General features: G+C 70.5%; 24 protein-coding genes. 9 read left to right on the forward strand and 15 right to left on the reverse strand.

Annotation, left to right across the window (positions count from 1 at the left end; genetic code table 11):
- The first annotated feature begins 3 nt into the window (after positions 1–3).
- Both ASE14_RS16065 and ASE14_RS16070 read left to right on the forward strand, forming a co-directional pair.
- Positions 4–1,146: a sensor histidine kinase gene (locus ASE14_RS16065; RefSeq protein ID WP_056657752.1), complete on the forward strand. Its 1,143-nt coding sequence runs from the start codon at positions 4–6 to the stop codon at positions 1,144–1,146.
- A complete protein-coding gene (locus ASE14_RS16070) occupies positions 1,143–1,859 on the forward strand; it encodes a response regulator transcription factor (RefSeq protein ID WP_056657755.1) in 717 nt (238 codons plus the stop codon). The genes ASE14_RS16065 and ASE14_RS16070 overlap by 4 nt, the downstream gene beginning before the upstream one ends.
- A 42-nt stretch (positions 1,860–1,901) precedes the next feature.
- Here the strand turns inward: ASE14_RS16070 and ASE14_RS16075 are convergent, their stop codons facing one another.
- Both ASE14_RS16075 and ASE14_RS16080 read right to left on the reverse strand, forming a co-directional pair.
- Entirely contained in the window at positions 1,902–2,771 is an 870-nt protein-coding gene (locus ASE14_RS16075) for an SRPBCC family protein (protein WP_056657284.1), read from the reverse strand.
- A 42-nt stretch (positions 2,772–2,813) separates the two neighbouring features.
- On the reverse strand, positions 2,814–3,317 hold the full coding sequence (locus ASE14_RS16080) for a bifunctional nuclease family protein (RefSeq protein ID WP_056657290.1): 504 nt from the start codon (positions 3,315–3,317) through the stop codon (positions 2,814–2,816).
- 165 nt (positions 3,318–3,482) lie between these two features.
- On the opposite strand from ASE14_RS16080, the gene ASE14_RS16085 reads away from it, so the two are divergent.
- Positions 3,483–4,628, forward strand: coding sequence for an acyl-CoA dehydrogenase family protein (locus tag ASE14_RS16085; protein ID WP_056657293.1), 1,146 nt, complete (start codon positions 3,483–3,485; stop codon positions 4,626–4,628).
- Between the two features lie 39 nt (positions 4,629–4,667).
- Here ASE14_RS16085 and ASE14_RS16090 read toward each other — a convergent pair whose 3' ends face one another.
- From ASE14_RS16090 to ASE14_RS16105, 4 genes are read right to left on the reverse strand one after another with little or no spacing between them, the layout of a single operon-like run.
- Positions 4,668–5,252 (reverse strand): TetR/AcrR family transcriptional regulator, encoded by a 585-nt coding sequence (locus ASE14_RS16090; protein WP_056657294.1) that lies wholly within the window; start codon positions 5,250–5,252, stop codon positions 4,668–4,670.
- 1 nt (position 5,253) lies between these two features.
- The gene (locus ASE14_RS16095) at positions 5,254–6,840 is read right to left on the reverse strand and encodes a cytochrome b/b6 domain-containing protein (protein WP_056657295.1); all 1,587 of its coding nucleotides are present in this window, start codon (positions 6,838–6,840) and stop codon (positions 5,254–5,256) included.
- A gap of 6 nt (positions 6,841–6,846) precedes the next feature.
- Positions 6,847–7,833: an electron transfer flavoprotein subunit alpha/FixB family protein gene (locus ASE14_RS16100; RefSeq protein WP_056657296.1), complete on the reverse strand. Its 987-nt coding sequence runs from the start codon at positions 7,831–7,833 to the stop codon at positions 6,847–6,849.
- A 10-nt stretch (positions 7,834–7,843) separates the two neighbouring features.
- Positions 7,844–8,620, reverse strand: a complete 777-nt coding sequence (locus ASE14_RS16105) for an electron transfer flavoprotein subunit beta/FixA family protein (RefSeq protein WP_056657300.1) — start codon at positions 8,618–8,620, stop codon at positions 7,844–7,846.
- Positions 8,621–8,788: 168 nt separating this feature from the next.
- Here ASE14_RS16105 and ASE14_RS16110 point away from each other — a divergent pair, with 168 nt between their 5' ends.
- Positions 8,789–10,582, forward strand: coding sequence for an acyl-CoA dehydrogenase (locus tag ASE14_RS16110; protein ID WP_056657303.1), 1,794 nt, complete (start codon positions 8,789–8,791; stop codon positions 10,580–10,582).
- Positions 10,583–10,667: 85 nt separating this feature from the next.
- Here ASE14_RS16110 and ASE14_RS16115 read toward each other — a convergent pair whose 3' ends face one another.
- From ASE14_RS16115 to ASE14_RS16145, 7 genes are all read right to left on the reverse strand, one after another.
- Positions 10,668–11,561 carry a lytic transglycosylase domain-containing protein gene (locus ASE14_RS16115; protein ID WP_056657305.1) on the reverse strand — a complete coding sequence of 298 codons (894 nt, stop codon included), beginning with the start codon at positions 11,559–11,561 and terminating at the stop codon, positions 10,668–10,670.
- Between the two features lie 169 nt (positions 11,562–11,730).
- A complete protein-coding gene (locus ASE14_RS16120; protein ID WP_056657308.1) occupies positions 11,731–12,507 on the reverse strand; it encodes a PspA/IM30 family protein in 777 nt (258 codons plus the stop codon).
- Positions 12,504–13,130 (reverse strand): hypothetical protein, encoded by a 627-nt coding sequence (locus tag ASE14_RS16125; protein ID WP_157373046.1) that lies wholly within the window; start codon positions 13,128–13,130, stop codon positions 12,504–12,506. Before ASE14_RS16125 ends, ASE14_RS16120 begins: the two co-directional genes overlap by 4 nt.
- A 124-nt stretch (positions 13,131–13,254) precedes the next feature.
- Complete coding sequence (locus ASE14_RS16130; protein WP_235511443.1) at positions 13,255–14,154, reverse strand: sucrase ferredoxin; 900 nt, start codon at positions 14,152–14,154, stop codon at positions 13,255–13,257.
- Positions 14,151–15,386: a cupin domain-containing protein gene (locus ASE14_RS16135; protein WP_056657314.1), complete on the reverse strand. Its 1,236-nt coding sequence runs from the start codon at positions 15,384–15,386 to the stop codon at positions 14,151–14,153. The genes ASE14_RS16130 and ASE14_RS16135 overlap by 4 nt, the downstream gene beginning before the upstream one ends.
- On the reverse strand, positions 15,386–15,643 hold the full coding sequence (locus tag ASE14_RS16140) for a hypothetical protein (protein WP_056657317.1): 258 nt from the start codon (positions 15,641–15,643) through the stop codon (positions 15,386–15,388). Before ASE14_RS16140 ends, ASE14_RS16135 begins: the two co-directional genes overlap by 1 nt.
- Positions 15,644–15,669: 26 nt before the next feature.
- A complete protein-coding gene (locus ASE14_RS16145) occupies positions 15,670–16,641 on the reverse strand; it encodes a LysR family transcriptional regulator (protein WP_056657320.1) in 972 nt (323 codons plus the stop codon).
- Positions 16,642–16,802: 161 nt separating this feature from the next.
- Here ASE14_RS16145 and ASE14_RS16150 point away from each other — a divergent pair, with 161 nt between their 5' ends.
- The 5 genes from ASE14_RS16150 (at position 16,803) to ASE14_RS16170 (ending at position 21,174) form a co-directional block, all read left to right on the forward strand.
- Positions 16,803–17,249 carry a helix-turn-helix domain-containing protein gene (locus ASE14_RS16150; RefSeq protein ID WP_082600972.1) on the forward strand — a complete coding sequence of 149 codons (447 nt, stop codon included), beginning with the start codon at positions 16,803–16,805 and terminating at the stop codon, positions 17,247–17,249.
- A 79-nt stretch (positions 17,250–17,328) separates the two neighbouring features.
- Positions 17,329–19,089, forward strand: a complete 1,761-nt coding sequence (locus ASE14_RS16155; RefSeq protein WP_056657322.1) for an L-aspartate oxidase — start codon at positions 17,329–17,331, stop codon at positions 19,087–19,089.
- A 99-nt stretch (positions 19,090–19,188) separates the two neighbouring features.
- Entirely contained in the window at positions 19,189–20,385 is a 1,197-nt protein-coding gene (locus ASE14_RS16160) for a hypothetical protein (protein WP_157373047.1), read from the forward strand.
- 8 nt (positions 20,386–20,393) lie between these two features.
- A complete protein-coding gene (locus ASE14_RS16165; protein WP_082600998.1) occupies positions 20,394–20,798 on the forward strand; it encodes a pyridoxamine 5'-phosphate oxidase family protein in 405 nt (134 codons plus the stop codon).
- Between the two features lie 34 nt (positions 20,799–20,832).
- On the forward strand, positions 20,833–21,174 hold the full coding sequence (locus ASE14_RS16170) for a RidA family protein (RefSeq protein ID WP_056657329.1): 342 nt from the start codon (positions 20,833–20,835) through the stop codon (positions 21,172–21,174).
- Between the two features lie 32 nt (positions 21,175–21,206).
- Here the strand turns inward: ASE14_RS16170 and ASE14_RS16175 are convergent, their stop codons facing one another.
- Both ASE14_RS16175 and ASE14_RS16180 read right to left on the reverse strand, forming a co-directional pair.
- Entirely contained in the window at positions 21,207–21,689 is a 483-nt protein-coding gene (locus tag ASE14_RS16175) for a hypothetical protein (RefSeq protein WP_056657332.1), read from the reverse strand.
- A gap of 129 nt (positions 21,690–21,818) precedes the next feature.
- A complete protein-coding gene (locus tag ASE14_RS16180) occupies positions 21,819–22,562 on the reverse strand; it encodes an SUMF1/EgtB/PvdO family nonheme iron enzyme (protein WP_200953367.1) in 744 nt (247 codons plus the stop codon).

The raw sequence follows: 22,562 nt of genomic DNA on the forward strand, positions 1-22,562 counted from the left end.
GGCATGACGAGCCTCGTCCGCTCGCTGTGGGATGCGCCGGCCGCGTCGCCGCCGCCGCCCCGCCGCGTCTGGCGCGACTGGGTGCTGGTCGCGGCCATCCCGCCGCTCGTGCTGCTCGAGGCGTCGCTGCGCACCGACGTGCCGTGGCGCTGGCTCTGGGCCGTCGTGCTGATCGCGCTCGTGCCGACCCTGCTCTGGCGGCGCACCCGGCCGTTGCCCATGCTCGTCATCGCGTTCGGCACCGGCGCGGTGGTCGCCGTGGCGACGGGCGGCGACCCGCAGCTCGCCGCGACCGCCTACATGCTCGTGCTCGTCTACGCCGCGTTCCGCTGGGGCGACGGCCGGGCGCGCATCGTCGGCGCAGCCCTCCTCATCGCCTCGACGACGCTCTCGCTCGTCTTCGGCCCGACGACGCTCACCGACCTCGTCGGCGGCACCGCCGTGCTCGTCGCCACCATTTCGCTCGGCGCGGCGTTCCGCTGGCGGGCGGGGTCGCGCGCCCGCGAACTCGATCGAGTGAAGGACGACGAGCGCGAACAGCTCGCGCGCGACCTGCACGACACCGTCGCGCACCATGTCTCGGCGATCGCGATCCAGGCACAGGCCGGCACTGTGCTGGCGGCCACCGACCCCGATGCCGCCGTCGCGGCGCTACGCACCATCGAGGGCGAGGCCTCGCGCACGCTCGCCGAGATGCGCTCGATCGTGCGAGTGCTGCGCCGAGCGGATGCCGCCGAGCTCGCGCCGGGGCCGGGCCTCGGCGATCTCCGGGGGCTCGCGACGGCCGACGCCGCCATCGACACCGACGCGCCGCTCGTCGAGGTGCGGCTCACCGGCGACGCCGAATCCGTGCCGCCCACGATCGGCGCCGCCGTCTACCGGATGGCCCAGGAGTCGGTGACGAACGCACGGCGCCACGCGCGCGGGGCCACCCGCGTCGAGGTGCTCGTGCAGGTCGATGCCGCCGGCATCCGGCTCGACGTGCACGACGACGGTGCCGCCGGGGCATCCGCTGCGCCCGGCTTCGGCATCGTCGGCATGGTCGAACGCGCGACGCTGCTCGGCGGCACCTGCACTGCGGGCGCCGCGCCAGAGGGCGGATGGACCGTGACCGCGGCACTCCCCCGCAGCGGGTGGTCGACATGACCGTGCGCGTGCTGATCGCCGACGACCAGGAACTCGTGCGGGCGGGGCTCCGGGTGCTCCTCGACGCCCAGCCCGACATCGAGGTGATCGCCGAGGCCGCCGACGGCGCCGAGGCGATCGCACTCGCGCAGCGACTCCGGCCCGACGTGTGCCTCCTCGACATCCGCATGCCGGGCACCGACGGCCTCGAGGCCACCAGGGCGCTCGCGGGCCCGGATGTCGCGGAGCCGATCCCGGTCGTCGTGATCACGACGTTCGACCTCGACGAGTACGTCTACGCGGCGCTGCGGGCCGGCGCTCGCGGCTTCCTCCTGAAGGACGCCGGCCCGGCGATGCTCGCCGAGGCCGTGCACGCCGCCGCGCGCGGCGACGCCCTCATCGCGCCGAACGTGACGGTGCGGCTGCTCGAGGCCTTCGCCGGGGCGGAGCCCGCGGGAGGTACGGGTTCGGCGGCATCGGCCGCGTCGTCGGTCCGACCCGGGATGGCCGGCGCGGGGGTACCGCGACCCGTCGAACCGCTCACCGCTCGCGAGCGCGACGTGCTCGCCGCCGTCACCCGGGGTCTCGGCAACACCGAGATCGCCGGCGAACTGCACATCTCGCTCAGCACCGTGAAGACGCACATCGCGAGCCTCATGACGAAGCTCGGCGCACGCAACCGGGTCGAACTCGCGATCTGGGCGCTCGGCGAGGGGCGCCGCCGTCGCGACTGATGCCCTCCGGGTCCGAGTGCTCCGTCCAGGGACTGACACCCCTTAGATCAGCGTGGCCGATCGGCGGGCCTCAATGAGCGCGGGTATGCCGTCGCAGAAGAACACGAGGTCGTCCTCTTCGCCGTTCTCCACTCGTCCGGCGATCTTTCCCATCACCAGCACGTCGATCTGGAAGTCGGGCTCGCCGATGACGAGGATCCACGGATTCTCGTCATCCCCGCCGCGGTACTCGCCGCCGAACGCTCGCCGCAGCGCCTCGAAGACGTAGGCGGACGCGAGCAGCAGACGATCCTCGGAGAGCGGGTCGCGGCGCCGGTGGAGTTCGCCGAGCATGTCGTCGACGGTGCGGAGTGATGAGCGCGAGTAGTCCAGGCCGGCGCGCGCTTCGGGATCGGCGTCGAGGACGAACTGGGCGGCCTGCGCGACCATCGCCTCCTTCGCGTCCGCTCGGGGCACTGCGCGGGCGAGTGCTTCGAGGGACTTGCCCTCATCGTTTCCGAGCTTCGCGAGCAGTCCGGTCAGGAGCAGCAGCCAGGAGATGATGTGCTGCCCGGGCTTGCCTGCGAACGTCGGCGCGAACACGATCCGTTCTCGAAGTTCGGTGCGTGCCCCGTCGACCGGCGTCAGCGTGTATTCGACGGTCTGCTCGACACCGCGCTGCTTTGTGCGCAGACGGAGCCGTCGTGATCGTTCGACGGCGACGAGCACGCAGCGCACCCGGTCGTCGTCGCACTCGGGCCCGTGCGTCTCCGTCCACGCTTCGCCGACCACACCCTGCAGCGGACCGCTCGGTGCGACGGACACCGGATGATCGGCGAACACCGACATCGATCGAGGGTCGAGGAGCATCGCCCAGAGTCGATCGGGCGTCGTCTCGATGCTCCGGCTGTTCGTGAACGAGCGATATCCCATGCACACATCGTCACATGCGAGCGGGCAGGAGCGGCCGCGCTCTCAGCCCTGGAAGTCCTCCGGATCCACATCGTCGAGGAACCGCTTGAATTCGTCGAGCCGCTCCTCGTCATCGGCTTCGGCGGCGAAATCGACCATCTCGGCAGGGATGCCGGCAGCCTCGAGCACATCCTCGGCGACCCAGATGGGTGCATCGGCTCGCAACGCGAGCGCGATCGCGTCGGACGGACGCGAATCGATGGTCTGCGGCCCAGAGGGGGTGGTGAGCGAGATCTCGGCGAAGAACGTGCCCTCGTCGATGCGGGTCAGGTCCACCCGCTGGAGCTCGGCCCCGACGGCGGCGAACAGTGTGCCGATGAGGTCGTGCGACAGCGGCCGGGGCGCCTGCCGCCCCTCGAGGGCGATGAGGATCGACGTGGCCTCCTGCGAGCCGATCCAGACGGGCAGTACGAGCCCGATGCCGGTCTCCTCGTGCAAGGGCTTCAGCAGCACAAGATTGCGTTGCAGGGAATCGAGCGCGATTCCGAGGACTCGGACCTGGACCACGGCGCCTCCCGTCCGATGATCGGGCGTGACCCTGCCATCGTACGTCGGGCGCCGCTCAGCCGCCCCGGCGACCGTGCCCGCAACACGGAGCGGGCCGTCCGCCCGAATCGCGGCGTACCCGACTAGGCTCGGCCTCGGCGGCAGCGAGGAAGGGCCGATGGGAGCATGGCGAACGCACTCACCGAAGATCAGCTCGCGATCGTGGCCGCGGTCCGCGAATTCACGGCGGCAGAGCTCGCCCCGTTCGCCAACGAGCGCGACCAGACGAAGCACTTCCCGGTCGAGGCGCTCGAGCACGCAGGCCGGCTCGGCCTCGGCGGCATCTACGTGCGTGAGGACGTCGGCGGATCCGAGCTCGGCCGATTCACCGCCGCGCTCATCTTCGAGGAGCTCGCCAAGGGCGACACCGCGATCGCGGCCTACGTGTCGATCCACAACATGGTCGCGTGGATGATCGACCGGTACGGTGACGACGAGCAGCGCTCGCGCTGGCTGCCGGGGCTCGTGGCGTTGACCGACCGCGGCAGTTACTGCCTCACCGAGCCGTCGGCAGGGTCGGATGCTGCGGCGATCACGACGTCCGCACGGCGCGAGGGCGATGAGTACGTGCTGAACGGCGTGAAGCAGTTCATCTCGGGCGCTGGGTCCTCTGCGGTCTACCTCGTGTTCGCCCGCACCGGCGAGCCCGGGTCTCGCGGTATCAGCGCGATCGTCGTGCCGGCCGGGGCATCCGGTCTCTCGTTCGGACCGGACGAGAAGAAGATGGGCTGGAACGCGCAGCCGACCCGCCAGGTCGTGCTCGAGGAGGTGCGGGTGCCCGTCGGCAACCGCCTCGGCGCGGAGGGCGACGGCTTCGCGATCGCGATGTCGGGGCTCGACGGCGGTCGGGTGAACATCGCCGCCTGCTCTCTCGGCGGCGCGCAATGGGCGCTCGACCAGACGCTGCGGTACGTGCAGGAGCGGGAGGCGTTCGGCCACCCTCTGCGCGAGCACCAGTCCGTCGTCTTCACCCTCGCCGACATGGCGACCGACCTCCACGCGGCACGGCTGCTCGTGCACGACGCCGCCGAGGCGATCGATACCGGGCGCCCCGACGCGACCGCGAGGTGCGCCATGGCGAAGCGTTTCGCGACCGATGTCTCGTTCACCGCCGCGAACAACGCGCTGCAGCTGCACGGCGGCTACGGCTACCTCTCGGAATACGGCATCGAGCGGGTGGTCCGCGACCTGCGCGTCCACCAGATCCTCGAGGGCACGAACGAGATCATGCGCGTGATCATCGGCCGCCGTCTCCTCGCCGGTGGTCGCTGACCCGACGCCGCCAGCGGTCGCTGCAGCCGGCCGCCCGCCTCAGTCCGCGAGCATCCCGTGGTGCAGCAGGTCGAGGTAGTTCTCGCTGACGCTCGCCGCCGTGTGGCTGCCGCCGGGCCGGAACCAGAACACCGTCGACCACACCGCGTCGCGGATGAAGCGGAACGCGAGCCGCGGATCGATGGTGTCGCGGAAGACCCCGGTGCGCTGACCCTCCATGATCTGGTCGAGCCAGATCTCCTCGATGCGCGCCGCCCCGTCGGCGAGGAACTCGAACCCCGGCAGGGTCATGAGGAACCCGGTCTCGTTCTGATAGATGCGCACCTCGTCGGGGCGCTGCTCGATCGTGAGGAACGCATGTTCGATGAGCTGGTCGAGGTGCTCGCGGGCGCTGCCGCCGCTCGCGGCGATGCGCTCGAACGCCGAGAGCGTGTCGTGCTGGAAGGTGTGCAGGATCTCCTGGAGCACCGCCTCCTTCGAGGCGAAGTGGTGGTACAGGCTGCCCGACAGGATGCCGGCTTCGTCGGCGATGTCGCGCACCGTCGTGGCCGAGTAGCCGCGCGACGCGATGAGGCGCGTCGCGATGACGATGATCTGGTCGCGCCGTTCGGACCCGTCTCCCACGTCAGCGCCCGCTGACCTTGCCGAACAACCGGGCGATCGGCGCCAGCACGAGCGGGCGCGCGGCGAACCACGCTGCGGCGATCACGACGAGCGAGGCGACGAAGATCCAGAATCCGGTCCAGTTCACGACGTCCTGGCTCGCGTACATGTGGTTGAGGTTGCGCAGCGCACCGGTCGCGAGGACGAGCCCGACGTGCACGATGATGAACAGCACGAAGTAGAGCATCACCGGGAAGTGCACGGCGCGCGCCCACTCCACCGGGTAGATGCGGTTCAGCGTCTTCGCGTTCTTCGGCCAGAGGCCCGACATGCGCACACCCGTGATCGCCGCAAGCGGTGCCGCGATGAAGACGGTGAGGAAGTAGGTGATCTGCTGCAGGCTGTTGTAGTTCACCCAGCCGTTCTCGGTCGGCCAGTCGAGTGAGAGGTACTGCAGCAGCGCCGAGATCGCGTTCGGGAAGACCTCCCAGCTGGTCGGCACGATCCGCATCCACTGCCCCGTCATGAAGAGCAGCACGACGAAGATCAGGCCGTTGACGAGCCACAGGATGTCGAGCGACTGGTGGAACCACAGGGGGAGGCTGATCTTGCGCTGCGGGTTCCAGCGCGGCGACCAGAACGCGGTCGGCCGCTTCTGTGTGCGCACCTGCAGGCCCGAACGCATGATGAGCACGATCAGGAACACGTTGAAGAAGTGCTGCCAGCCGATCCAGGCCGGGATTCCCAGCGGTGCCGTCTCGGGCAGCTCGTACTCGCCCGGGTAGCTCGCGATGAAGTCCTGCATCGGCGCGAGTCCGAGCAGCCAGTTCACCCCGACGACGACGGCCGTCGCGGCGAGCAGCAGACCGAAGCCGCCGATGAACAGCGCGCCCGCCCACTCCGCACGCGAGTACGGCCCGTACAGCTTGGGCCAGGGCTCGGCAGCAGGGCGAGCGGATGCCGCGGCAACCGTCGCGGCACGACGGGGCTGTGCCATCGGGGCCCGCTGGGGCGCCGGCGCGGGAGCCGCCGGTGCGGCCGGAGCGGCCGGAGTCGCCGGAGTCGCCGGAGCGGCCGATATCTCAGGGGCGGCGACCACGGGGGCCGCAGCAACGCGCTCGGGTCGAGCGGGCGCCGAACCGGCCGGCGGCCAGGGCTCGCCGTCGGGAATGCGGGGCAGTCCGCGGCGAAGCGCCACGCCTCCGCCAGCCGCCACGGCCCGTGACGTGACGGGCACGGCCGCAGCCGCGGCATCCGTTGCCGGGGTCGCGGTCGCGGACTCCGCAACGGCAACGCTCGCAGCCACCGGCGCCGGCGCGGCGGACGCGGGCGGCCACGGCTCGCCGCCGGGCACGCGGGGCAGCCCACGGCGCACGGTGCGAGCCGTCGAGACGACCGCGGCGGCAGCCACGGCGGTGGCAGTGCCGGCGGACGCCGCCGCCGCGACGGCGGGCGCGTCGGCCGCAGCCGGCGCTGGAGCAGCATCGACCGCAACCGAGGTCGCAGCCGGAGCCGCGATGGCCTCGGCGAGCTCGAATGCCGGGGGCCAGGGTTCGCCACCGGCGACGCGGGGCAGCCCCTGCCGCGTCGTGCGCCCGTACGTCGCCATCGCGCGCTACGCCTTCCGCGCCTCGAGCGCGGCGATCAGCTGCGGCACGACGGTGAACAGGTCGCCGACGATGCCGAAGTCGGCGATCTCGAAGATCGGGGCGTCCCCGTCCTTGTTGATCGCGACGATCGTCTTCGCGGTCTGCATGCCGGCCCGGTGCTGGATCGCGCCCGAGATTCCGAGCGCGATGTAGAGCTGCGGCGATACTGAGACGCCGGTCTGGCCGACCTGGTGCGACTGCGGCACGTAGCCAGCGTCGACCGCGGCACGCGATGCGCCGACCGCGGCGCCGAGCACGTCGGCGAGCTGGTCGACGAGCACGAACTTGTCTTCCGAGCCCAGCCCGCGACCGCCAGAGACGACCTTCGCCGCGCCGCGCAGATCGGGACGCGACGACGCAACGACCTCTTCCTCGAGCGCGCCCGTCACGGCGGCCTTCCGACCGGATGCCGCGACCTCGAGCCGCTCGATCGAGGCGGGCTTCGCCTCGGCGCGGGCGTCGATCGAGCCCTCGCGCACGGTGATCACGGGCGCACCCCAAGTGACGGCGGAGTCGACGTTGTAGGCGCCGCCGTACACGGAGTGCCTGGCCACGACGCCCTCGGCGTCACGGGCGACCCCGACCGCGTCGACGGCGAGACCCGAGCGCGAACGGGCGGCGTAGCGGGCGGCGATCTCGCGCCCTTCGATCGAGTTCGAGACGAGGATCGCGTCGGGTCGCACGAGTTCGGCGGCCGCGGCGAGCGCGTCGGCGCCCGGCACCGTGAGCTCGGTGCCGGCGGCGGCGTGCTCGGCGACGATCACGTGGGTCGCGCCCAGCGCGGCGGCGTCCTGGGCCTGCTGCTCGCCTTCGCCCGCGGCGGCGACGATGAGGGCGACCGGGGTGCCCACCTCGGCGGCTGCGCCGAGCAGGCCGGCGGCGCTCTTGGAGAGCGCACCCGACGGCGTGACGTCGAGGAGCACGAGGATCGAGTCTGCGGAGTAGTCAGTCATCGTGGTCCCTTTACGCGAGCCGGTTCTGGACGAGGTACTCGGCGAGGCGCTCGCCGGCATCACCCTCGTCAACGATCTTGGTGCCCGCCGTGCGCGGCGGCTTCTCGCCGAGCGAGATCACGATCGAGCGCGATGCCTCGGTGGTCTCGGCGTCGATGTCGAGATCGGCGAGCGAGAGCGTCTCGAACGGCTTCTTCTTGGCGGCCATGATGCCCTTGAAGTTCGGGAACCGGGCATCGGGCAGGGCCTCGGTGATCGAGATCACCGCCGGCATCGACGCGGTGACCTGCATGGTGCCGTGGTCGGTCGCCCGCTCGCCGCGCACCTCGGCATCGGCGATCTCGACCGAGTTCAGGCTCGTCGCGTTCGGCACGTCGAGGTGCTCGGCGATCATGGCCGGCAGCACTCCGCCCGATCCGTCGGTCGACTGGTTGCCGGCGATCACGAGGTCGAAGCCGATGCGCCGCAGCGCGGCGGCGAGCACCTCGGCGGTGAGCCCGAGGTCGGCGCCGAGGAGCGCCTCGTCGACGACCTGCACGGCGGCCGCTGCGCCCATGGCGAGGCCCTTGCGCACGGTCGCTGCTGCCGACTCGGGCGACATCGACAGCACGACGACCTCGGTGTCGGCGTGGGAGTCGGCGTAGGCGAGCGCCACCTCGAGCGCGCGCTCGCTGATCTCGTCGAGCACCGTCTCGCTCGCTGCACGGTCGGCGAGGCCGGTCTGCAGGTCGAGCTTGCGATCCCCGTACGTGTCGGGGACTTCCTTGACCAGGACGACGATCTTCATTCCGCTCCTTCGACGAGTTGCTTCATCCTAACCAAGCACTTGCTTGCCCGAAAAGGGGCCTGTTTTGTGGGATGCCGCCAAACACGGCCGCGACGACACCGGGCGGAGTCGTGGAACCCGCACAGTTCGTGCCCCTTCCAAGGGCGCCGGGTTACGCTGCGGGCATGAGTGGATTCCGACCCCCCTGTTGCAGATATCGCCTTCGCCCTCGAGCATGTCGTGGACTACGACGCCGTCGCGCAGCTGCCCGGCTTCGAGCACGCCGACCTCGAGACCGTCACCGAGATCCTCGACGAGGCCGGCAACTTCATGGCCGAAGTCGTCGCCCCGACCAACCGAGCAGGCGACCTCGAGGGCTCGAAGCTGAACGCCGACGGCTCCGTTACCACGGCCACCGGCTTCAAGGAGGCCTACTCGGCATACGTCGACGCCGGCTGGGGCTCGGTTCCGCTGCCCGAGGCGTTCGGCGGCGGCGGGTTCCCGCGCACGATCGGCCTCGCGCTCCAAGAGCTCATGGCGACCGCGAACATGGCCTTCGCCCTCGCGCCGCTGCTCACGCAGGGCGCGATCGAGGCGCTGCTGCACTACGGCAGCGACGAGCAGAAGCAGCAGTGGCTGCCGAAGATGGTCACCGGCGAATGGGCCGGCACCATGAACCTCACCGAGCCGCATGCGGGCACGGATGTCGGAGCGCTCACCACGAAGGCCGTCAAGCGCGAAGACGGCACCTACGCCATCTCGGGCCAGAAGATCTTCATCACCTTCGGCGACCACGACCTCAGCGAGCAGATCGTGCACCTCGTGCTCGCCCGCACGCCCGATGCCCCCGCCGGCACGAAGGGCATCTCGATCTTCATCGTGCCGAAGTTCCTCATGAACGACGACGGCTCGATCGGCGAGCGCAACGGCGTGCACACCGTCGGCGTCGAGCACAAGATGGGCATCCACGGTTCGCCCACCTGCGTGCTCTCGTACGAAGACGCGACCGGCTACCTCGTCGGCGAAGAGAACATCGGCATGCGGATCATGTTCGTCATGATGAACAGCGCCCGCCTCTCGGTCGGCATGCAGGGCCTCGCCGTGTCGGAGCGCGCCTACCAGCAGTCGCTCGACTACGCGCGGGAGCGCATCCAGGGCCGCGCGATCGGCGCCACCCAGGACTCGCCCATCATCGACTTCCCCGACGTGCGCCGCATGCTCATGACGCAGAAGGCATACATCGCCGCGATGCGCCGCATGATGCTGTTGACCGCGACGTACACCGACGTGTCGACGCACCACCCCGACCCCGCCGTGCGCGCCCGGGCGAACGAGATCGTCGGCCTGCTCACTCCGATCAACAAGTCGTTCGGCACCGACCTCGGCAACGAGCTCACCTCGCTCGCGCTGCAGATCCACGGCGGCATGGGCTTCATCGAGGAGACCGGCGCCGCCCAGCACTACCGCGACGTGCGCATCGCCGCGATCTACGAGGGCACGAACGGCGTCCAGGCCGCCGACCTCGTCGGCCGCAAGCTCCCCGTTCGCGACGGGGCATCCGCTCTCGAGTTCATCGCCTCGATGCGCGAACTCGACGGCGAACTCGCCGCGGCCGGCGACGAGTTCGCGTCGATCCGCACGCAGCTGAACGCCCAGCTCGACGCGCTCGAGCAGACGACGGTCTGGATGCTCCGCACCGGCGCGACCGACCCGAACGCCGTGCTCTCGGGCTCGACCCCCTACCAGCGCATCTGGGGCCTCGTGGTCGGCGGATGGCTCATGGCGAAGTCGGCGCTGGCAGCACGCGGACTCGACGACGACGGCACCGCCGAGACCCAGCTGCCGCTGGCCCGGTTCTACGCCGAGCAGCTGCTGCCGCAGGCCTCGGGCCTCGTCAGCGCAGCCACCGCGGGATCGCGCGACCTGTTCGCCCTCGGCGCCGACGCGCTCGGCAACGTGGCTGCTCGCGGAGTGCGCGTCTGAGCCGACCCGCTCATCACGACCGATGCGCCCGCCCTTTCGAGGGCGGGCGCATCGTCGTAGCGGGGATGCCGCGGCATCCGCGGGACTACCCGACCGACTCCGCGAACTCGCGTGCGACCGTCGCGATCTGGTCGACGTAGTCGTTGTCGTGGTTGTACGAGAAGACGGCTGCACGCCACCCCTCGGGGCTGGTCATCGGCCCCGACTCGCAGAGGTACCGCGCCGTGGTCAGTGCGGCGTCGTCGATCTGATTCGGGTCGGCGACACCGTCGGCGTTCGCATCGGTGCCCCACTTGGCCCAGGTCGACGGGATGAACTGCATCGGTCCGACCGCGCGGTCCCACGTGGTGTCGCCGTCGAGCTCGCCGTCGTCGGTGTCCGTGATCGTGGCCACGCCTTCGCCGTCGAGCGCCGGACCGATGATCGGCGGCTGCGCGTTGCCGTTGGAATCGAGCTTCGAGGCGCCGTGGCTGCCGTGCTTCGACTCGACCGCTCCGATGGCGGCGATCGTGGCCCAGTCGAGTCCGCACTCGGCGTCCTCCTCGGCGATCACGACGTGCGCGAGCGCATAGGCCGACAGCGCCCGCTCGGGAATCCCCGTGGCCTCGTTGACGCGTTCGAGCCATTCGGGATCGACGGACGGCATCGGCGCCAGCTCAGCACCCGAGAGGCCCGACGGCTCCTCGAGCGGGTCGGCGGCGTCGCCGGCCGGCGCATCGGGCTCCGGCTCGGGCGGTGTGGTCACCGGCGGCAGTACCGCCCGCGGCCCGTAGGCGTTCGGCGCGGCGAATCCGCCGGGATTGGTCGCCGTGCCGACGAGGTTGACCGCGACGACGGCACCGATCACCAGTGCGACGACTCCGGCCACGAGGCCGACGGTCGCTGCGGCGCGGCGCGCGAGTCGCCACTTCGACACCGGGGCTCGGCCCGGGTGACGCCCGCCGTACTCGTCGGCGTCGGAATCGTCATCCCAGGACATCGGTGGCTCGCTTCGTTCAGTCGCGGGTGCAGGGTTCCCACACGGTCGATCGCCGCCGACTCATTCGGGCTCGGCGTTGACGACCCGTTCGTTCAGGGTACCCGCGTGCCGCGACGACCGCATCAGCCATCCACAGGGCGCCGACCGTGCCGCGTTCGGCCCTGCGACGCTACCCCGCTCGTCCGATGCTCAGCCAGCCATCGGGCCCCGGCCGCTCCGTCGCACTGCCGCCGGCATGCCCGGAGCCGCCCTTCAGCGCCTCCAGTTGACGTTCGATCTCGGCCTGCGCCGAGACCGCGGCGAGCTGGCGCTCGATGTCCGCGTCGGGTGCCGCCGTCAGGTCGGTGAGCGCGCCACTGGCGAGCAGTTCATCGGTCGCGGCCGCGCGGGCCTGCATCTGCGCGACGCGATCGCGCGCACGGTCGAGGCTCGAACCGACATCCGTGATCGTGTTGCTGATGCCCGACACGGCCTCGTTGGCTCGCACCTGCGCCTCGGACGCGGTGTACGTCGCCTTGATCGTCTCCTTCTCGATGCGGAACGCGGCGACCTGGTCGGTGAGCCGGCGCTCCCTGTCTTGCAGCTGCGCCGTCTGGCGGTCGAGCGCGGTGAACTGCTGCTGCAGCTGGGCGACCTGCCCCTCGAGCATGGCGCGACGCTCGAGCGCGGCTCGCGCCAGGTCCTCGCGCCCCTGCGCGAGCGCCTCCGCGGCCTGCGAGCCCAGGCGCTGATAGCGCGCGCCCATCTCCTCGCCCTGCAGCTCGATGCGCTTCTTCGCGGTGGCGACCTCTGCGACCGCGAGGCGCACCTGCTGGAGCAGTTTCACCTGCTGGTCGTAACTGTCGTCGAGGGTCTCGCGCGGATCTTCCATGCGGTTGAGCGCCTTCGACGTCTTGCTCCGGAAGATCGTCCGCATCCGCGCGGAATTGCTGTTGGCGTTGCTCATGGTCGGTTCCCCTCATCTCGAACGGTGGAAGTCGTGGGTGGTGGCGTCACCCCGACGCGACCGTCGCGTCGGTTGAGCGCCTGCAGTTCCTCGATGCCCGACTGCAGCGCCGCGACCTCGCGGTCGACGTCGGAGCCGAGCGCGGACAGCGCGTCGTCGGTCGTGCCAGAGAGACCGGATGCCACGGCATCGCGCACCCGTCGAACGAGTACCTCGACCTGCTCGACGCGGCGGCGAGCCGCGGGAATCTCGTCGGCCAGCACGCCCGAGTTCGTCTCGGACTCCATCAGGCGCAACTGCAGGTCGAGCACTCCGCCCTCTTCGCTGATGCGTCGGAAGAGTCGCGGCAGTTCGCCGCGGGATCCGCCGGAGTCGACGGCGAGCGCGATCGCGGCACTGCCGCTGTGCAGGGCGTCGTCGAGCCGCACCCGCAGGGCGAGCACCATGCGTTGCGGCCCGTGACTCATGCGGGCCCGGGCGCGCAGCGCCGTGGAGCCGACCGCACGACTGCTGCGAACGCGGCGCACGAGCGCTCGCACGATGAGCACGAACGTCACCATGATGCCGATCGAGAGCAGCACGATCGCTCCGAGCCCGATCAAGATCGCTTCGATGCCGGTCACGTGCACCACCTCGCTCAGTTCGACGACCCTGCCGACAACGCGATATAACGCGTGTCGTAAAGATACCCCCGAAACGCCGGATCCGTGAGTGTCGGCCCTCGATTCGCAGGCAGCATGCAGATGACTAGTCGCTCACCGCGATCGACCGCAGCGCATACTGGCGCACGCGCACGAATCTGGTCGCGGCGCAGGTCGACAGCATCGGTTCGGAGCGGGTCTCCTCCAAATCGACGACGAGGTCGCCGCCCGAGCCGCCGGACCCGACGAGCCGAACGCGCCAGCCGGTGTCTGCGGCTTCCTCGGCGAGCGGCGCGTACGCGTCGATCCGCTCGTCGCCGAACGCCTCGCGGGCGAAGTGCTGGGCCGCCTGCACCGCATGCGGCAGCGAACTTCGCCCCCGATACCGCTCGGGCACGATGCGATCGTCGTCGAAGGCCTCGGCGATCCGCACCGGGTCGCCGTCGTCGGCGTATCCGTAGTAGAGCCCGTGCGGAAGAACCACCATGGTTCCCGCGAACCGGTCGCCGCCGAGGTGCGAGCACTCCCAGGTCTCGTCCGGGCGCGCTTCGGCGAGCGCCGCGACGACCCGGCGACCTCGCACCGCGCAGCATCGGTCGTGCCGGGCATGGGTGCAGACGCAGTAGACGGGTTGCGACGAGAGGGCGCCGGTCGACCCGTCGAGCGGCACGTCGAGGAGGGCCGTGGCATCTGCCACTTCGCCCCACGCGATGCTCTCACGACCCGGCCGCGAATCGACGATCGCCCACCGCTGCGTCGTCGGAACAGTGCGTCGACCAGTACGACGGATCGCGAGCGGTCGCATGCCCGCTCCTTCGATGCGGCGAACCAAGGCACGGCCGAGCCCCCGGTCGAACGGTTCGTCGAGCAGGGCATTCTGCCCCCAGCTGCCCGCCACCTCGATGAGGAACCAGCGCAGCCCGCGCGGACCGGTGCCGACGAGCGGATCGTTCCGCTCGCGAGCGTGATCGCTGCACGGCGCCCAGTGCTCGACGGCCAGAGTCACGCGGGTGCCACCACGAATCCCTCGCGCACGAGGCGTCGAACCACGACGACCGCGCTCTCCGCGTCGAGGCCTGGCAGTTCGCCGGCTGTGACGAGGTCGCCCGTCACGAGCCGGCGCACGGCCCGCTCCGCCTCGACCGGGAGCGACAGCGTCGTCATTCGCCCGACGATGCGCACCCGGTCGTCGATCGTCGTGACGCGCACCGGCAGCGATCCCCGCCACCGCACCGGGGTCGATGCGTCCAGGGTCGCGAGCGCCTCGAGGGTCGCCAGCGGTGCGACCGGCTCAGCGCGGGTGTCGACGTCGAACCGCGCATTGAGAACGGCCGTCGGCCGCGAGGCATCCGTCTGCTGCAGCGTCTCGACGAGCGACTGCACCGTCTGCGCGACGATCGGCGCAAGCGCCTCGGGGTTGCGCAGATCGACGCCGAGCGGCAACGAGCCGCGCAGGGCCGCGTCGTCTCCGACCTGACGCAGCAGCGCGTCGACGAGGTCAGCGCGCGTATAGGGCGCCATTCCGATGGTCAGGTGCACGGATGTCGCGCCGAGCGCGGTCGCCGAGTGGATCCACCCGCGCGGCAGGTACAGCGCATCGCCGGGTCGCAGCACCGCATCGATCACGGGTTCGCCCGTGGCCGCCCTGGCGACGGCGGCGCGGTGCTGTTCCCACGGCTGGGTCCGCAGTGGATCGACGTGCACCGGTGCGTGGATGCGCCAGTGCTTCTCGCCCGAGATCTGCAGCACGAAGACGTCGTGCGTGTCGTAGTGCGGGTCGAACCCGCGTGACGAGGGCGGGGTGACGTAGGCGTTCACCTGCGCCGGGTGCCCGACGTCGTCGATGAGCTCCCGCGTGAAGTCGATGATCGGCGGCCACAGCCGGTGCAGCCCCTGCAGCACGATGGTCGCGCCGCCCGCGAACTCGGCGAGCACCTTGTCGCTCGAGACTTGGTCGGCGATCTCGGCACCGAACCCGCCCGAGGCGGTGTACGCGGATGCCGCGAGCACCGAGCCCTCGTCCGCCATGCGGATGAACGGGGTGCGCACTCCCCGCCGGGTGACGAGTTCATCGACGGCGGCGGGCGAGAACAGGTCGTCGAAGCCATCGTCGAGGTCGTCGGCCGTGGAGAGCAGCGGCTCGCGACCCCAGTGCCGTTCGGCGAACTCGTCAGTCGGTACCCGGATGCAGCGTGCAAGCGCGGGCCGATGGATCGACCCGCGCTCGGGGCCGGTCACTACGCCGAGCCGTCGGCGCCGCCGTCGTGACCACCGGGGTTCGCGCCGCCGTCGGCAACGCCCTCCCCTGCGGCAGCGGATCCGTCGGCGCCGCCATCGTGACCACCGGGGTTCGCGCCGCCGTCGGCAACGCCCTCGCCCTCGGCGGCTGATCCGTCGGCGCCGCCATCGTGGCCCTTCGGGTTGGCGCCGCCATCGGCAGTGCCTTCGCCCTCGGCGCCCGGCTCGAGGGTGATGTCGTCATCGTTGATCGTCATGAGAGTTCCTCTCTTCGCCTGCTCGCTCAGCGTATCGAGGGCGGCCCGTCGACGGAATGGGTCGACGGCGCCGACGCCGCGAGGCGCATCGTCTCCCCCGCCCTGGCTGCGAACGCCGTGGCACCCGCGGTGATCGTGTGCCGCATGACCTCGACCGCCGCGGTCGGTGCGACATCCGCCGGGCGGGCGACACTGATCGTGCGCGTGAGCGTCGGCGCACCGAGCCGCACCGACCGCAGCCCTGGCCGGTCGATGAGCACCATCGCGGGCACGATCGCGACGCCGAGACCGCGCTCGACGAACCGCAGCACGGCATCCATCTCGGCACCCTCGAGCACCACTTCGGGCGTGAGATCCGCCCCGCGGAACGCCGCGTCGGTGGCACTGCGCAGGTCGTAGCTCGAGCTGAAGACGATCTGCGGCAACGCCGCGACATCCGCGAGTTCGATCCTGTCGCGCGCGGTGACCGCCGGCGCGCCGGCCGACGAGATCACCACGAGCTCTTCGACGAGGAGCGGCGTCACGGTGAACCGCTCGGCCGTCGCGGCATCCGAGGTGGTGATGAGCGCGAGGTCGAGCTCGCCGCCCGCGAGTTCGTCGAGAAGCCTGCGCGAGCCCTGCTCAGAGAGGTGCAGTTCGATGGCCGGATGCTCCGCGTGGAACGCACTGAGCACCTCGGCGACGAGGCTGATGCACAGGGTGGGGGTGGCGCCGAGCCGCACCCGGCCTCGCTCGAGGCCCGCGAGTTCGGCGAGTTCGCGGCGGACCGATTCGGCGTCGGCGAGCATGCGCCGTGCGAGCGGCAGCAGCGACTCCCCCGCCGTCGTCAGGGTGCTGCCGCCGCGGGCGCGGTGGAACAGCTCGGCGCCGAGGTCGTGTTCGAGCGCGGCGATCTGGCGGCTCAGCGAGGGCTGGGCGAGGTACAGCTCCTCAGCGGCTCGGGTGAAGTTGCCGAAGCGGGCCACCTCGACGAAGCTGCGCAGTTGCTCGAGGTTCATATCGATAACGTACGCGCATCGTCGCCGCGACATCCATGCACTGCGCGGATACCCGGGTCTGGCGCCGGAGGCCGCCGACACTCGGAGCCGTGCCGGTTACTCAGGGTACGTAACGCACGGGCTGATAACGTCCGTGAAGATCCCGGCAATTGGAGGCCCGCATGGCGACCGACCCCATCCGCGTGCTCTCGACACTGCCGATCGATGCCCCGCTCGGGCACGAGGGCAGTGAGGTGTGCAGCGTCGACAACCCCGCGAGCCGCGTCATCCGCGAACTCCTCTCCCGCGTGGGCGACAAGTGGAGCATGCTCGTCATCGGGGTGCTGCACGACGGCCCGCTGCGATTCACCGAACTGCAGCGCAAGATCGACGGCATCTCCCACCGCATGCTCACCCAGACCCTGCGAAGCCTCGAGCGCGACGGACTGGTCACGCGCACGAGCTACCCCGAGATCCCGCCCCGGGTCGAGTACGCGGCGACGGCGCTCGGCCGTTCCCTCTCCGAGCCCGTGATCGAACTCGCGCGCTGGGCCGCCGCCCACCACACCGACATCCTCGACGCCCGTGAGGCGTTCGACGATGAGCTCGAGGCCCGCGACATCCGATAGCTTTTCGATAGCCGAGACGTATCGTCACGACGATATTTATGCATTGGAGTAATCCGATGCACGAACCTAGCGTTGAGCCATGAGCACCCCGAGCACCACAGGCAGCACCGGTTCAGAACGTCGGATCTCCACGACCGTCCTCGTGATCGGCACCGGCGGATCGGGCTTGCGCGCCGCCATCGAACTCGCCGAGGCCGGAGTCGACGTGCTCGCCCTCGGCAAGCGCCCCAAGTCCGACGCCCACACCTCGCTCGCCGCCGGCGGCATCAACGCGGCCCTCGCCACGATGGATGCCGACGACAGCTGGCAGCAGCACGCCGCAGACACCCTCAAGGAGAGTTACCTCCTCGCCAACCCCCACACGGTCGAGATCGTGACCTCGGGCGCGGCCCGCGGCATCGAAGACCTCGAGCGCTACGGCATGCCCTTCGCCCGCGAAGACGACGGCCGCATCTCGCAGCGCTTCTTCGGCGCGCACACCTACCGCCGCACGGCGTTCGCGGGCGACTACACCGGTCTCGAGATCCAGCGCACGCTCATCAACCGGGCCGCCCAGCTGAACGTGCCGATCCTCGACACGGTCTACGTCACGCGCATCCTCGTGAACGACGACGGCGCGGTGTTCGGCGCCTACGGCTTCGACCTCGAAGACGGCACGCGCTACCTCATCCACGCCGACGCGGTCATCCTCGCCGCCGGCGGCCACAACCGCATCTGGCGGCGCACCTCGTCGCGCCGCGACGAGAACACGGGCGACTCGTTCCGCCTCGCCGTCGAGGCGGGCGGGCGCCTCCGCGACCCCGAGCTCGTGCAGTTCCACCCCTCGGGCATCATCGAGCCAGAGAACGCGGCCGGCACCCTCATCAGCGAGGCGGCACGCGGCGAAGGCGGCATCCTCACGAACGGCCTCGGCGAGCGCTTCATGCACAAGTACGACCCCGAGCGGCTCGAGCTCTCGACGCGCGACCGCGTGGCGCTCGCCTGCTACACCGAGATCAAGGAGGGGCGCGGCACCCCGAACGGCGGCGTCTGGCTGGATGTCTCGCACCTGCCGCGCGAGACGATCATGACGCGCCTCCCCCGCGTCTACCAGACCATGCTCGAGCTGCAGATGCTCGACATCACGAAGGAGCCGATCGAGATCGCGCCCACCGCGCACTACTCGATGGGCGGCGTGTGGGTGCGCCCCGACGACCACGGCACGGATGTCCCCGGGCTCTACGCCATCGGCGAGGCATCCAGTGGTCTTCATGGCGCCAACCGGCTGGGCGGCAACTCGCTCATCGAGCTGCTCGTCTTCGGGCGCATCGTGGGGCAGGCGGCCGCTTCGTACTCGGCATCGCTCGCGGCGCAGCAGCGCTCGGCGACCGCGGTGCAGACCGCGCGCGACGAGATCGCCGCCCTGCTCGCCTCGGATGGAACCGAGAACGTGCGCGCCCTGCAGCGCGCCATCCGCAACACCATGACCGAGCACGCCGGCGTCGTGCGCGACGAGGCCGGCCTGCTCGCCGGGCTCGCCGAGCTCGACGCGATCGAGGCCCGCATGGGCGACATCGGCGTGCACCCCGACATCGCCGGCTACCAGGACCTCGCCCATGCCTTCGACCTCAAGTCGGCCGCGCTGGCCGCTCGCGCGACGCTGACAGCGGCGCTCGAGCGCCGCGAGACCCGCGGCTGCCACAACCGCAGCGACTACCCCGAGACGGATGCCGCACTGCAGGTGAACCTCGTGTGGTCGCCGTCGACCGGCGTGACGCGCGAGGCGATCCCGCCCATCCCGGCGGAGATCGCGGCCCTCATGCGCGACGAGGTCTCGGTGGCCGGCAAGCTCGTGGAGTGACGGCGCACTCGTGGTGAGCCTTCCGTCCTGAAGCTCGAGCGCCGGTCGGCATGTTCTACTGGAGCTTCCGCCTCGCGCCGCACAACTTCAGGAATGCACATGAGTCACCCGCCCACGCCCGCTGACGATCTCGTCGGGGCGGTTGCGACGACGACCCTCGACCTGCGCTGGCTGCAGGCGTCGGAGTCCGAGGTGGCGGCCGCGATGGCGACCGTGCGCCGCGAGTCGCGGCCGAAGTGGGTTCCGACGAAGCGGCAGGTGCTCGTACACGTCAACGACTGTCTGATCCTCTGGTACCTCTTCATCGCGTTCACGACCATCGCGATGCGCGTCCACCTCTACGAAGTCCGCCGGGCCAGCGCCGAAGACATCGGCGACCTCCTCCTGGCGATCGCCATCCTCGCCGTCTGGCTCTTCGGCGCCTACCTGCTGCGGCGCTGGGCATCCCGGCCGCCGTCACCGCGCGCACGGATGAAGGAGTGGCGGCAGACCCTGACCGCGCTCGCCAACGGGTTCGAGCCGAAGCCGAGTCCGGTGGCGACGTTCTCCTCCCTCATCAGCGTGGAGCGCACCGCCGTTCGTGAGTACCCCCGATTCGTCGCACCGGGCGTCGAGCTCGGCAACCTCAGCTACCGTAGCTCCGGCCGCTCCGGCGAGTGGCACTACCTCGCCGTCGACCTGCCGGCACCGCTGCCGCACCTCATCCTGGACGCGACATCCAGCGGTCGCCTCAGCGGCGACCTGCCCGTCGGATTCGAACGCGAGCAGCGGATGTCGCTGGAGGGCGACTTCGACCGGTGGTTCCACGTGTACTCCCCGCACACGTACGGGAAGGAGGCGCTCTACGTGCTCACCCCCGACGTGATGGCGTCGCTCATCGACGAGGCGGCCGGCTACAACGTCGAGATCATCGACGACACCCTGGTCTTCTTCATCCCCCGCGCCGCCGACTTCTCCGACGCCGAACCGTGGGAGGCGGCATACGCGATCCTCACGAAGGTGGCTCCGCGCATCATCGCGAAGTCGCGACGCTATCTCGACGAACGCGTGCCCGGGCAGGAGACGCCGCCACTGCTCGCGAAGATCGCGGCCGCGCGCAAGAACCCGAAGGCGCGGTGGACCGAGCCGCGAGCGATCATCGGCCCCGACGGCCGGCGGCTCGAGATCCGCGACCGGCGCACCGGCCTCTGGTCCATCCTCGGCGCCGTCGGCTGGTACGCGCTGCTCACGTTCCTCTACGTCGTGCCGGGCCTCTTCGCGTTCGCAGGGTTCATGTCCATCGTCGACGGAAGGTGAAGCGCGAAGTGCTGACCGACACCGCCCGGGAGTTCCTCTCGGAGTACCACCTCGCCACGCTCTCGACCCTCGATCGGCAGAGGCGCATCCACTCGGTGCCGGTCGGCATCACCTACCTCGACGGGGTCGTGCGCATCATCGGCGGCAGCGGCTCGCAGAAGTTCGTCAACGCCGAGCGCAGCGGCCGCGCTAGCGTCAACACCGTCGACGGCGGGCGGTGGATCAGCTTCGAAGGTCCGGCCAGCATCAGCACCGACCCCGAGTCGGTCGCCTTCGCGGTCGCGCTCTACGCCGCGCGCTACCGGCAGCCGCGCCCGAATCCGCAGCGGGTCGTGCTCGAACTCACCGTCGAACGAGTGCTGGGCTCAGTTGGGATGCGCACGGGCGACGGCGACGTTCGCGCGACTCGATAGCCTGTTCGTTCACCCCGTTATCGAAGGAGATCCCGTGAGTATTCAGCGCATCGAGCCCGGCCCCCGCATGAGCCAGGCCGTCGTCCACGGCACGACGGTGTACCTCGCCGGACAGGTCGCCGAGGGAACCTCGATCGCCGAGCAGAGCCGAGCCGCCCTGCAGCGCGTCGACGACCTGCTCGCGAGCGTCGGCAGCGACAAGTCCAAGCTGCTCAGCGTCACCATCTACCTCGCCGACATCGCGACCTTCGCCGAGATGAACTCGGTGTGGGATGCCTGGGTCGACGGCGGCAACCCGCCCGCCCGAGCGACGGTCGAGGCGAAGCTCGCCACCCCCGACTTCTTCGTCGAGTTCTCGGTCATCGCCGCGATCTGAGCTGATCCGCGCGGCCCGGCTGGAGCCCTCGCTCAATGCACGAGCGAGCTCAACCAGATGACCGCGAGTCCCAGAACCATCGTGGTCGCCGCGCTGAGCAGCCGGAGGTACCAGGCGCCGCGGTTGCGCGAGGAATTGACCCAGCCGATGACGGCGAGACTGGCGATCCCGATCCAGAGCGCGACGTAATAGGCGACATACTCGTCGACCCACCCCAGCGTTGCAAGTCCGAGTGCCAGGGCCGGCAGCAGCATGGCCAGCAGCATCCCGACCGATCGCAAGGCCGCGCGAGCGACGGCCCGGCCGATCGGAACGGCACGCCCCTCCGCGCTGCGCCGGCCCGCGACGACGACGGCGTAGACATGGGTCAGCCAGAACACGCCGACCGTACCGACGATGAAGAGCAGCACTTCGAGATCGGTGTCGAACTTCCATCCGACGGCGATGAGTGCCGTGACGAGCACCAACCCGTAGACGGCGTGCTCGGTGTTGTAGGCGTCGAGCACGAACCTCACGGGGCGTGCTACCGCCTCCGCAGCGGTACGACGAGAATGCGCAGGGTCTTCGCCCATGCACTCAGATTCCCACGCAACGGTGTCTCCTGGCGAGCGCGGGGCGAACTCCGTCCGGTCCCGAACCCGACGTCAGGCCCGAGGCGTCCACCCCGACGGCAGCGGCCCGTCGATCGCCGCCCGCTCCAGGTCCGCCGCCGCTGACCAGCCCTGCGCGGCATCCGTCGAATCGAAGCCGCCGCGGGCGACGCGGAACCCGACGTCCTCGTGGTGCATGCGCGGCGCACCGCCCCGGCGAACGGACGCCCGCACGCTCCATGCATCGTCGGCGAATCCGCCGCCCCGGAACACGCGATACGCGTCGTAGCGAGCCGGGTCGAGCAGGTCCCAGCACCACTCCCAGACGTTGCCGAGCGTGTCGAAGAGCCCGTTGAGGTTCGGAAGCTTCCCGCCGACGTCCTGCGGCGCGGTCACGCCGTCGGCGCTCGTCCAGGCGACCTCGTCGAGCGGGCCGTAGTGCGGGCGCGTCGACCCCGCGCGACAGGCGAACTCCCACTCGGCCTCGGTCGGCAGGCGGAAGCCGTCGGCATCGACGTGCCAGGTGACGTCTTCGCCGTCGTACGTGTAGGCGGGTTCGAGCCCCTCCCACTCGGATGCCGCGTTGCAGAAGCGAATGGCCCGCAGCCAGCTCACGTCGGTCGCCGGGCGTCGCGGATGCCTCGCCGTCTCGCCGAGCATCTCGGCGAGCTGCTCCTGCGTCACCGGGTACACCCCGATCTCGAACGGCTCGAGGTCGACGCTCCAGCGCACCTTGTTGCGCGCGTCATGCAGGGCGACGATGCCGCCGTCGATGCTCGCCATCTCGATGTCCGCCAC

The organism is Agromyces sp. Root81 (genome assembly GCF_001429165.1).
In the GTDB taxonomy this organism is placed as follows: Bacteria; Actinomycetota; Actinomycetes; order Actinomycetales; family Microbacteriaceae; genus Agromyces.